Annotated in this window: 9 protein-coding genes; 3 read left to right on the forward strand and 6 right to left on the reverse strand. The window is 56.7% G+C overall.

Annotation, left to right across the window (positions count from 1 at the left end; all coding sequences use genetic code 11):
- Window positions 1-66 precede the first annotated feature (66 nt).
- Window positions 67-786 (forward strand): osmolarity response regulator transcription factor OmpR, encoded by a 720-nt coding sequence (gene ompR, locus C3F35_RS13540; RefSeq protein ID WP_001157751.1) that lies wholly within the window; start codon window positions 67-69, stop codon window positions 784-786.
- The gene (gene envZ, locus C3F35_RS13545; RefSeq protein WP_032614822.1) at window positions 783-2,129 is read left to right on the forward strand and encodes a two-component system sensor histidine kinase EnvZ; all 1,347 of its coding nucleotides are present in this window, start codon (window positions 783-785) and stop codon (window positions 2,127-2,129) included. Before ompR ends, envZ begins: the two co-directional genes overlap by 4 nt.
- 90 nt (window positions 2,130-2,219) lie before the next feature.
- On the opposite strand, the gene pckA is transcribed toward envZ, so the two are convergent.
- The 5 genes from pckA to C3F35_RS13570 all read right to left on the reverse strand — a co-directional run bounded on the left by pckA (window position 2,220) and on the right by C3F35_RS13570 (window position 8,398).
- Complete coding sequence (gene pckA / locus C3F35_RS13550; RefSeq protein WP_032614819.1) at window positions 2,220-3,836, reverse strand: phosphoenolpyruvate carboxykinase (ATP); 1,617 nt, start codon at window positions 3,834-3,836, stop codon at window positions 2,220-2,222.
- 378 nt (window positions 3,837-4,214) lie between these two features.
- Complete coding sequence (gene hslO / locus C3F35_RS13555; RefSeq protein WP_032614817.1) at window positions 4,215-5,093, reverse strand: Hsp33 family molecular chaperone HslO; 879 nt, start codon at window positions 5,091-5,093, stop codon at window positions 4,215-4,217.
- Window positions 5,094-5,116: 23 nt separating this feature from the next.
- Window positions 5,117-5,518, reverse strand: coding sequence for a ribosome-associated heat shock protein Hsp15 (hslR, locus tag C3F35_RS13560; protein WP_032614815.1), 402 nt, complete (start codon window positions 5,516-5,518; stop codon window positions 5,117-5,119).
- Complete coding sequence (gene yrfG, locus C3F35_RS13565) at window positions 5,515-6,198, reverse strand: GMP/IMP nucleotidase (protein WP_032614813.1); 684 nt, start codon at window positions 6,196-6,198, stop codon at window positions 5,515-5,517. The genes hslR and yrfG overlap by 4 nt, the downstream gene beginning before the upstream one ends.
- Window positions 6,199-6,262: 64 nt before the next feature.
- Entirely contained in the window at window positions 6,263-8,398 is a 2,136-nt protein-coding gene (locus tag C3F35_RS13570) for an intracellular growth attenuator family protein (RefSeq protein WP_059307048.1), read from the reverse strand.
- 325 nt (window positions 8,399-8,723) lie between these two features.
- On the opposite strand from C3F35_RS13570, the gene nudE reads away from it, so the two are divergent.
- Entirely contained in the window at window positions 8,724-9,284 is a 561-nt protein-coding gene (gene nudE / locus C3F35_RS13580) for an ADP compounds hydrolase NudE (protein ID WP_103793252.1), read from the forward strand.
- 41 nt (window positions 9,285-9,325) lie between these two features.
- Here nudE and mrcA read toward each other — a convergent pair whose 3' ends face one another.
- Window positions 9,326-11,878 (reverse strand): peptidoglycan glycosyltransferase/peptidoglycan DD-transpeptidase MrcA, encoded by a 2,553-nt coding sequence (gene mrcA, locus C3F35_RS13585; RefSeq protein WP_032614807.1) that lies wholly within the window; start codon window positions 11,876-11,878, stop codon window positions 9,326-9,328.
- Window positions 11,879-11,949: the final 71 nt, after the last annotated feature.

The following is an 11,949-nucleotide window of genomic DNA, read 5'->3' on the forward strand; positions in this document are numbered from 1 at the left end:
GTCGTGGACGCGCACTTTTTTAGAATACGCTGTTCAAGATTATCCGAACCTTTGGGAGTACTGACGATGCAAGAGAATTATAAGATTCTGGTGGTGGATGACGACATGCGCCTGCGTGCGCTGCTTGAGCGTTATCTGACCGAGCAGGGCTTCCAGGTTCGTAGCGTTGCCAACGCCGAACAGATGGATCGCCTGTTAACCCGTGAATCCTTCCACCTGATGGTGCTGGATCTGATGCTGCCGGGCGAAGATGGGCTCTCCATCTGCCGCCGTCTGCGTAGCCAAAGCAACCCGATGCCGATCATTATGGTAACGGCGAAAGGGGAAGAAGTTGACCGTATCGTCGGCCTGGAAATTGGTGCCGACGACTACATTCCAAAGCCGTTTAACCCGCGTGAGCTGCTGGCGCGTATCCGCGCCGTACTGCGTCGCCAGGCGAATGAACTGCCGGGCGCGCCGTCCCAGGAAGAGGCGGTGATCGCCTTTGGTAAGTTTAAGCTGAACCTCGGCACCCGCGAGATGTTCCGTGAAGATGAGCCGATGCCGCTGACCAGCGGTGAGTTCGCGGTGCTGAAAGCCTTAGTCAGCCACCCGCGTGAGCCGCTCTCCCGCGATAAGCTGATGAACCTGGCGCGTGGCCGCGAATATTCCGCGATGGAGCGTTCCATTGACGTACAGATCTCCCGCCTGCGTCGCATGGTGGAAGAGGATCCGGCGCATCCGCGCTATATCCAGACCGTCTGGGGTCTGGGCTACGTGTTTGTCCCGGACGGCTCTAAAGCATGAGGCGAATGCGTTTCTCGCCGCGTAGCTCGTTTGCCCGCACCCTGTTACTGATCGTCACCCTGCTGTTTGTCAGCCTGGTGACGACCTACCTGGTTGTGCTGAACTTTGCGATCCTGCCGAGCCTGCAGCAGTTTAATAAGGTCCTGGCCTACGAAGTACGTATGCTGATGACCGATAAACTGCAGCTGGAAGATGGCACGCAGCTGGTGGTGCCACCGGCGTTTCGCCGTGAAATCTACCGTGAGCTGGGGATATCGCTCTATTCCAACGAAGCGGCGGAAGACGCAGGCCTGCGCTGGGCACAGCATTACGAATTTCTTAGCCAGCAGATGGCGCAGCAGCTGGGCGGCCCGACGGAAGTGCGCGTTGAGGTCAACAAAAGCTCGCCGGTTGTCTGGCTGAAAACCTGGCTCTCACCCAACATCTGGGTGCGTGTACCGCTGACCGAAATTCATCAGGGCGACTTCTCGCCGCTGTTCCGTTACACCCTGGCGATTATGCTGCTGGCGATAGGCGGCGCCTGGCTGTTTATCCGTATCCAGAACCGACCGCTGGTCGACCTGGAGCATGCGGCGCTCCAGGTCGGTAAAGGCATTATCCCGCCTCCGCTGCGCGAATACGGTGCGTCGGAAGTGCGCTCGGTAACACGCGCTTTCAACCATATGGCGGCAGGCGTTAAGCAGTTGGCGGATGACCGTACCCTGTTGATGGCCGGGGTCAGCCATGACCTGCGTACTCCGCTGACGCGTATTCGCCTGGCGACCGAGATGATGGGCGAAGAAGACGGCTATCTGGCGGAGTCCATCAACAAGGACATCGAAGAGTGCAACGCCATTATCGAGCAGTTCATCGACTACCTGCGCACCGGGCAGGAGATGCCGATGGAGGTCGCGGATCTTAACGCGGTACTGGGCGAAGTGGTGGCGGCAGAGAGCGGTTACGAGCGTGAGATCGAAACCGACCTGCAGCCGGGTGATATCACCGTGCGCATGCATCCTCTTTCCATTAAGCGTGCAGTGGCGAATATGGTGGTTAACGCCGCCCGCTACGGCAATGGCTGGATCAAGGTCAGCAGCGGCTCGGAGCTGAGCCGCGCCTGGTTCCAGGTGGAAGACGATGGCCCCGGCATTAAACCGGAGCAGCGCAAACATCTCTTCCAGCCGTTTGTCCGTGGCGACAGCGCGCGCAGCACCAGCGGCACCGGGTTAGGTCTGGCGATTGTTCAGCGTATTGTGGATAACCATAACGGTCTGCTGGAGATTGGTACCAGCGAGCGAGGCGGGTTAAGTATCCGCGCATGGCTGCCGGTTCCGTTTTCGCGTGGACAGGTGAAAGAGAGTTAAAAAAACGGGGTGCGGCCTGATGGCCTCACCCCGATCCTCACCCAGTGGGCACAAACATGAAAAACGGCAACCTCGGTTGCCGTTTTGCGTTTATCTTGGCCCTGCACTTACCAGTGCCGCACCTGCTGGCGTATCGGTGTACTTCTCAAAGTTTTCCACGAACAGCTTCGCGAGCTGAGAGGCTTTTTCCTGCCACTGCTCCGGGGAGGCGTAGGTGTTGCGCGGATCGAGGATATGGCTGTCCACGCCCGGCAGTTCGGTCGGGATCGCCAGATCGAACATCGGCAGGGTAAAGGTTTCCGCATCATCCAGCGAACCGTTAAGAATGGCGTCGATAATGGCGCGGGTATCTTTGATTGAGATACGTTTGCCGGTGCCGTTCCAGCCGGTGTTCACCAGATACGCCTGGGCACCCGCGGCCTGCATGCGTTTCACCAGCACTTCGGCGTACTGCGTCGGGTGCAGCGACAGGAAAGCTGCGCCGAAGCAGGCAGAGAAGGTTGGCGTTGGCTCAGTCACACCGCGCTCGGTCCCGGCCAGCTTGGCGGTAAAACCGGAGAGGAAGTGATACTGGGTCTGGCTGGCGGTCAGGCGTGAAACCGGCGGCAGCACGCCAAACGCATCGGCGGTGAGGAAGATCACCTTGGTTGCGTGGCCTGCTTTCGACACCGGCTTAACGATGTTGTCGATGTGGTAGATCGGATAGCTGACGCGGGTGTTCTCGGTTTTTGACGCATCGTCAAAATCGACCGTACCGTCGGCACGTACCGTCACGTTCTCCAGCAGCGCATCGCGGCGGATAGCCTGATAGATATCCGGCTCTGCTTCTGGCGACAGACGAATGGTCTTGGCGTAACAGCCGCCTTCGAAGTTGAACACGCCGTCATCATCCCAGCCATGCTCGTCGTCGCCAATCAGGCGGCGTTTCGGGTCGGTGGAGAGGGTGGTTTTACCGGTGCCGGACAGGCCGAAGAACACAGCCACGTCACCTTTCTCTCCGACGTTCGCCGAGCAGTGCATCGACGCAATGCCCTGTAATGGCAGCAGGTAGTTCATTACCGAGAACATCCCTTTCTTCATTTCGCCGCCGTACCATGTGCCGCCGATCAGCTGGATACGTTCCGTCAGGTTAAAGGCGACAAAGTTTTCCGAGTTCAGCCCCTGGGCTTTCCAGTTCGGGTTAGTGCACTTCGCACCGTTCATCACCACAAAGTCAGGTTTGAAGCTTTGCAGCTCTTCCTCGGTGGGGCGAATGAACATGTTCTTCACGAAATGCGCCTGCCAGGCGACTTCGGTAATAAAGCGGACGGAAAGACGGGTATCAGCGTTAGCGCCGCAGTAAGCATCAATAATAAACAGACGCTTGCCGGAAAGTTGTTGGGTGACGAGGGTTTTCAGCTGCTGCCAGGTTTCCGGGGAGATCGCTTTGTTGTCGTTCTTCCCTTTGCCATTATCGGACCACCACAGGGTGTCGCGGGTGGTGTCGTCACGGACAATGTACTTATCTTTCGGCGAGCGGCCGGTAAAGATACCGGTATCGACAGCGATAGCACCGGTGGTCGTCAATATACCGCGTTCGTATCCTTCCAGCGCTGGGTTCAGCTCTTCCTGATACAGCGTATCGTAATCGGGGTTGTAGACGATATCGTGAGCGTCGTTGATACCATAAGCCTTGAGATCCTGCGGGGTTAAACCATTAACACGCATATCACTGCTCCTTAGCCAATATATACTGCTCGAAATTGTAGGGTTTTTCCTCGAATGTTAACCGCGACCGGGCTCATAGATTTGCGTATCTGGACAAAAACCCTTTATGACGGAAAACGCTGTGACTCCTGTCACTTCGCGGAGCAGATTATGGCAGGAATCACTTTTTGGTTGGCGAAAATGTTCTGAAAAGGTTAATTGGCGGTAAATTTAACTACGATAATGTGAGTGTAAGCGCATACATGAAAGAAAATTACGTAAGCCTTACATCACTGATAACGATTCAGCCGGGGCGGAAAGAATAGTGAACAAAAAGAAAGGGTAGCCGGGCGAAGGGGAAAAACAACTGCCCTCGGAAGAGGGCAGTTCAGGGGAGACTTAGTGCAGCTGAGGATCGGCCGGGGAGGCGTTGTTACGGATCTCGGCAATATCCATCGCGTTAAAGACGTAATGCGAACCGCAGTAGTCGCAGTGCATGTCGATCTCGCCATCTTCCGCCAGGATGCTGTCGATCTCTTCATCCGGCAGGGTTTTCAGCGCACCCGCGCAGCGTTCACGGGAACAGGTGCATTTGAACTCTACGTCCTGCGGATCGTACAGCGTGACCTCTTCTTCGTGGTACAGACGCCACAGCACTTCGTTCGCCGGCAGGGTGAACAGCTCTTCAGCTTTGATGGTTTCGGTCAGCGTCGCCAGGTGATCGAAATCGTCGCTCTGCGCATTCTGGGCTGGCAGCACCTGCAGCAGCATACCGCCTGCGGCCGGCTGGCCGTCAACTTCGCCGGTGCGGATAAACAGACGTGTCGGCAGCTGTTCAGAACGCATGAAGTAATCTTCCAGGCAGGCCGCCAGGGTGTCGCCTTCCAGACCGACCACGCCCTGATAGCGTTCACCCTCTTCAGGAGAGATGGTGATCACCAGGTAGCCGTTGCCGACCAGCGTTTTCAGATCTGCGTCTTCCGGGATCTCGCCCTGTACGCGCGCCACGCCGCGCATCTGCTGCTGGTTATTGCCGTTGATCACCGCCAGGCTCATCGGGCCATCGCCCTGGAGTTGCACGGTGATGTCACCGGCAAATTTCAGGGTGGCGGTCAGCAGGCTGGTGGCAACCAGCAGCTCGCCCAGCACGGCTTTCACCGGTTGCGGGTAGTTATGGTTTTCCAGGATCTGTTTCCAGGTTTCGGATACCGTCACCAGCTCGCCGCGAACGGCAAATTGTTCAAACAGATAGCGGTGTAATTGGTCGTGTTGGGCCATAGTCATCTCTCGTTCAGCAAGAATCACTCATTCTCGCCATTTTTAAATTTAATCAGATCGCGTCGTTCTTTCTTGTCCGGTCGCCTGTCGGGGTGCGGCATGGTCAGGGCATTCAGCTTGCGCGCCTGCGCCATTTTCTCGCGTTTTTCAACGCTTTCGGCCGTCTCTTCATACAGGGTGCTGGCTTCCGTTGCCGGGCGACGCTGTTCGGTGATGTTTTTCACAATCACCGTTCGTTCGTCGTTGCCCTGACGCAGGGTCAGGGTGGCGTTCAGCTCCACGAGCTTGCTCGGTTTGCTGCGCTGCCCGTTGTAATGCACTTTGCCGCCTTCAATCATTTCCCGGGCGAGGGCGCGCGTTTTGTAAAAGCGGGCAGCCCACAGCCATTTGTCCAGTCTTACCCCTTCGGAGGGTTTTTCTTTCATGGCTTCTCCTTCACGGTGAGTGAGGGGATCATCCGGCGATAGTCGTTCAGCCCCGGATGCCGCAGATAGCTCTTTTCAGCCAGGCCAGAATCAGGATTCGTTACGCCAAGGCAATAACGAATGCCAAAGGTTGCCGCCGCATCCAGAATCGGTTCGCTGTCATCAATGAACACCGTTCTTTCTGGCTGCAGGCCGGTCTCTTCTGCCACCGCCTGCCACAATCGCTGATCCTCTTTCGGATAACCAAATGTGTGGGTGGAAAGTAATAAATCAAGGTGTGAGGCCAGTCCGGTATGTTCCAGCTTCACCGCCAGATTATGTGGATGCGCGTTGGTCAGCAGTATGCGCCGTTTGCCGCTCGCTTTCAGGGCATCGAGAAAGGGAACGGTATCTTCACGTAATACGGCGTGCGGACCCTGAGCGGTAGTCATCGCGCAAATGTCCAGACCGAGGCGTTCGCTCCAGTAGTCCAGGCAGTACCAGTTTAGCGTATGTTGTACGGCGGTATATTGCTGGCGTATGAATTCCTGTGCTTCTGCCGGGGAGATCCCCTGCTGCTCGCCGTAGGTCTCAGGCACCAGTTTTTGCCAGAAGTGATTATCAAACGCGAGATCGAGCAGCGTACCGTCCATATCCAGCAGGACGGTATCGACCTCCTGCCAGTCGATATCAAAATGCATGGGGGAAAACTCCAGCCAGAAGAAACGTGCGCGACAGGGTAGCATATCCTGCCGCGCGGGAGCGTTATCCGATCAGGCTCTCAGGCGTGGGGATAAGCTTTGGGTTGAGGCAATTATCGTAGTATTGCTGAATATCGGCCAGACGCGTACGCGAGCGCTGGTAGCGACGCAGCGCCATAAAGGCGTTCCAGAGCATGCACACCACCAGCGTCAGCATCAGCAGTGAGGTGGCGATGTAGCGCCATAACCCGGCGCTGTCAGGCATGCTGTGCAGCTCGACATGACGGGTGCCATTGGCATCGGTGAAGAGGCCCGTCACAATCCCTTCGGCACTGAACGGCGTGCGCATCAGCATCTGCGCCAGGCGCTGAAACTCGTCCCACTGCTCCTGGGCCGGGTAGTCATAGAGCGCCACGGACGGATAAGGCTGATCGACCAGCTCGCTGCCTTCGTCGCTGACGATCACAAAACCACCGGGAGCCGGGCTATTAAGCGCCTGGGCGGCACGTGAGGTTTCACGGGTGACGAAGGGGGCAGTGGAGGTGGCGACCAGATTTTCCAGCGACTCCGCGCTGACCGGACGTAACAGCACGTTAACGCCATCAAGACGACCGCCATCGGCACGTTTGACCAGGGACTCCCAGTCTTTGCTGTTACCGAGGTTAACCAGTGCATTTTTCAGCCTGATGCACTCATCCTGTTCGGCACAGAGGTCCTGGGTTTTCAGCACGATATCGCCAAAGTCATCCAGCAGGATCATGCCCGATTTCTGGATGGCGGAGCGTAATGCCGGGCTGACGCGTGAGTTATTTTCCGGTTTGGGATGCAGTTGGTTCGACAGCGCCTGGGTCAGGGCCGTGGCTTTGTTAACGATGTCGGATTCCGGCAGCGGCAGGGGCGCGGCGTCATTCCAGATCACCTGCGAGCAATCAAAGGGCGTAAAAGGAGAGCTTTGCCGGGCGTTCCAGGTGCCAGGGGCATGGATATTACACATCCCGGTGCCCTTCAGACGCAGCGTATCGCCAATGCGCACGCCCGCGTTTTCGAGTTGCTCGACGCTGGTGGCCTCAATGGTCTGGGCGCCCTTAATCCACGACAGGGTAAATTTGATCGGCATATCCAGCGGGACGAGGAGAACCAGCATCGCCAGTATGATCCCGGCACCAGCGGCAATCACCGTGCTGCGCAGCCAGTGCTGCAGCGGGAAGTTTTTGACCTCGTCATGCAGAGATAAATAGCGTCCCTGGCGCACAACGTGCCTGTCCAGGTAGATATCAATATCGGTTTTTTGCCCTAAATCCTGCGCCAGCCAGGGCTGCCAGTGACGCGGATAGATCAGGTCGATGATGCCAAGCGAGATATTGTTAACGTGATCCTGATCGTTTTCGCCAAACAGTCCCCAGCGTTTTGGCGTGCCGCGCAGACAGTGGATCTCACGCAGCGAATTTTTGGCAGGCGGGGCGAATAATCCCCAGAGTCCCGCCGCCAGCAGCAGCACGCCGCCACCGGCAAGCCAGGGGGCAAAAACATCCGGGCTGACCAGGCAGAAGAAAAAGAGCAGGAAAGCGGCAACAATCAGCAGCGCTTCGCGAATGCCGTCCGGGCGGCTCAGGGCGTACTCTTCGTGCGTCTCCTGACGAATATTCAGCAGCTCAATCTGCTCTGTCTCTTCGCCACGAATCGAAGCCTGGGTTGAACTGACGTGTTCCAGCGCAAAGTGGGGCGCTTCCTGAACATACTCCGCAATGGAGTGCCCATTCAGGACGATTACCAGCGGGATTGAATCGGTGTGGATCAGCTCAACGCTGTTTTCATCGTTGATGTACTGTTCCCAGAACGGTGGCAGGTGCACCTCAACCGAGTCGAGGTAGTAACGCCATTTATTGGGATCGTCAGTGGTGATACCGTAGCGGGTGATGGAGCGCGTTACGCAGAGCACGGTGCTGCTCTGGGCATTGAGGCTTAACGACACGGGTGCGGCGCTGGCGCCTGTTGCCGGCGTCTGCTGGATGCGGTTAAACGACTCAAGATATTGCTCAATCGCGCTGCGTTCTTCAGCAGTGAGCTTGCGGGTATTCGCCCCGGCAAAGGCATTGTGATAAGGCAGGCGATATCGACGCTGCGCCCGACGTCTGTACAACCACCCTGCAATGAATGCGCAGGCCAGCATAGCAGCGATGACAATCAAAATGGTGCTCATGCTTTCCCCATCTTACTTTTACTTACAGGTGTAGTCTGTAGCACCTTTTTAACAGTGAATGCGTGTCTGTGATTGGCTATCGGCATGTAAGGCGTTGAACTTGAGCAAATTGAAGCGCATCCCAGTGATCGCTGATGATAGCAAAGCTAAACCTGACGGGATATCAGCAAATTCCTGGAATAATTTCAACCTCTTGACTTTTTAAGCGAAATGAGGAATGAATCTGCACAGGTTACATAAATGTAAATAAAGCGCGATTGACATTGCCCAAACCGTGCGGCGTATCGCACAATGACGCCAGTTCACTCAGCAAAGACCCGTCAAAATGAGCAAACCCTTACAAAAGCCCACCATCCTGAATGTTGAAACCGTCGCCAAATCGCGTCTGTTTAATGTTGAAAGTGTGGACCTGGAGTTCAGTAACGGCGTGCGCCGCGTCTACGAGCGTATGCGTCCCTCCACGCGCGAAGCCGTCATGATTGTGCCCATTGTTGATGACCATCTGATCCTGATCCGCGAATACGCGGTGGGGACCGAGTCTTACGAGCTTGGCTTCTCTAAAGGGCTGATTGATCCCGGTGAATCGGTCTATGAAGCCGCGAACCGTGAGCTGAAAGAAGAGGTTGGGTTTGGTGCGAAAGAGTTAACCTTCCTGAAGAAGCTCAGCATGGCTCCCTCCTATTTTTCCAGCAAAATGAATATCGTGCTGGCGGAAGAACTCTATCCTGAATGGCTGGAAGGGGATGAACCCGAGCCGCTGCCGCAGGTGCGCTGGCCGCTGGCGCATCTGATGGATCTGCTGGAAGAGCCAGATTTCAACGAAGCCCGGAACGTGAGCGCGCTGTTCCTGGTGCGGGAATGGCTGAAAGGGCAGGGCAGGTTGTAGCAGAAGGATCCCCCTCTCCCGGCGGGAAAGGGGGCAGACAGTTAGAACAGCTCGTGTGTCTCGCCGTTATCAATCAACGTTGTACCCACCTCATGCACCACCTGATGCGTTGGCTGTGTGCCTTCGATGAAGTACTCCTCCCGACTGTTACCGCCATTCGCCAACTGACCGCTGCTGCGATCGATATTGACCGTCACTATGCCTGGCGGTGGTGTTAATGGCTGCTCCGGCACGCCGTCCAGCAGCATCTTCATAAAGGCATCCCAGGCAGGCTGAGCGCTTTTGGCCCCGCCTTCGTAACCGGAAATCTGATCTTTGATCGCCCCGGACGCCGTAGTACGGCCTAAATCACGGCGGTGATCGTCAAAGCCGATCCACACCGAGGTCACCGCACCCGGGCCATACCCCGAGAACCACGCATCTTTCGAGCTGTTGGTCGTCCCGGTCTTACCGCCTATATCCTTGCGCTGCAGATCGCGACCGGCACGCCAGCCCGTCCCCTGCCAGCCCGGCTCACCAAAGATGTTGCTGTTCAGCGCGCTTTTGATCAGGAAAGCCAGCGGCGTGTTAATCACATGCGGGGCGTACTCCTGAGCACCGGTCTGCGCAACCAGCGCCTGATTAGCCTGCTCGAGCTGTGGCTTTGGCACCACCGCATTTTGCTGCGCCTGAGAAATGGCGACATCTTCCATGTCCTGATTGTTCAGGGCGTCTGATTTTGGCGTATCGCCATAAATCACCGGAATATCACACTCTGCACAGGCAATTTTCGGTTTTGCTTCGAACAGCACACCGCCCTGATCGTTCTCGATTTTGCTGATGAAGAACGGATCGACCAGGAAGCCACCGTTCGCCATCACCGCATAACCGCGCGCCACCTGCATCGGGGTAAAGGAGGCAGAACCCAGCGCCAGCGACTCGGTATGCACGATATTCTGTGCCGGGAAGCCGAAGCGTTGCAGATACTCCGCCGCATAATCGACGCCCATGGCGCGCATGGCGCGAACCATCACCACGTTCTTCGACTGCCCCAGCCCCTGACGCAGACGAATCGGCCCGGCGTATTCTGCCGGTGAGTTCTTAGGTCGCCAGTCAGAACCTGCACCGGCATCCCAGCGGGAGATCGGCACGTCATTAAGGATGCTGGCGAGGGTCAAACCTTTGTCCATTGCCGCGGTGTAGAGGAACGGCTTGATATTGGACCCGACCTGGCGCAGCGCCATGGTGGCACGGTTAAATTTGCTCTGGTTGAAATCGAAGCCGCCAACCAGCGCCAGCACCGCGCCGTTATGTGGATCGATGGAGACCAGCGCAGAGTTAACGTCCGGGATCTGCCCCAGCCACCAGGCGTCGTTAACCTTACGGACCCAAATCTGCTGACCCACCTGTACTGCATCGGTCACTTTACGCGGGGTCGAACCCTGTTGCGTATCTGACCGATACGGACGAGCCCAGCGAATGCCGTCCATGCGCAGCGATACGGAGGTGCCGTCAGCGAGCATCGCGGTGGCTTCCTGCGGAGTGGCCTGGGTCACTACTGCCGCGACAAATGGCCCATAGCCCGGCAGCGGTTTCAGGGTATCGGTGATTTTCTTGCTGTCCCAGGCAGACTCGCCCACTTTCCACAGCACGTTTGACGGGCCGCGGTAGCCGTGGCGCATGTCGTAATCAATCACGTTATTACGCACCGCCTGCTGCGCGCCCTGCTGGACGTTGCGGCTGATGGTGGTGTAGACGCGGTAGCCATCTTCATAAGCCTGCTCGCCGTAGCGGGAGACCATCTCCTGGCGCACCATTTCGCTGAGATAAGGCGCGGAAAAGGCAATTTCCGGCGCATGGTAGTTGGCGTCAATCACCTCGTTGCGCGCCTGATCGTACTGGGTCTGGCTGATATAGCCTTCGCTCAGCATGCGCGATAACACCACGTTGCGGCGGGCGGTAGCGCGATTGAGTGAGTAGAGCGGGTTGAAGGTTGAAGGCGCCTTCGGCAAACCGGCGATGGTTGCCATTTCACTCAGGGTTAATTGCTCAATGGATTTGCCAAAATAGACCTGCGCCGCCGCGCCCACGCCATAGGCACGGTAGCCGAGATAGATCTTGTTGAGATAAAGCTCAAGGATCTCATCTTTATTCAGCATCTGCTCAATACGGATCGCCAGGAACACTTCCTTGACCTTACGTATCAGCGTTTTTTCAGGGCTAAGGAAGAAGTTACGTGCCAGCTGCTGGGTGATAGTACTCGCACCCTGAGAGGCATGGCCGGAGAACAACGCCACGCTTGCGGCACGGAAAATCCCCACCGGATCGACACCATGGTGCTCATAAAAGCGGCTGTCCTCGGTGGCAATAAAGGCTTTCACCATGACGGGGGGGATCTGATTCAGGGTCAGCGGGATACGGCGCTTCTCACCGTACTGGGCGATAAGTTCGCCATCCGTGCTGTAGACCTGCATTGGGATCTGGAGCCGGACATCACGAAGCGTAGCGACATCAGGCAGTTGCGGCTCAATATATTTGTACAAACCAAAAATCGAGCCTGCTCCAAGCAGAATGCAACAGACTGCAAGGATCAATAAATACTTTACGAACTTCACTGGAGATTTCCCATTTAGTTTGAACTGGGCAGTTTCTAAACAATCGCGCGGTAGTATAAAGGCAAGCCTGT

The organism is Leclercia sp. LSNIH3, assembly GCF_002935105.1.
Classification (GTDB): domain Bacteria; phylum Pseudomonadota; class Gammaproteobacteria; order Enterobacterales; family Enterobacteriaceae; genus Enterobacter; species Enterobacter adecarboxylatus.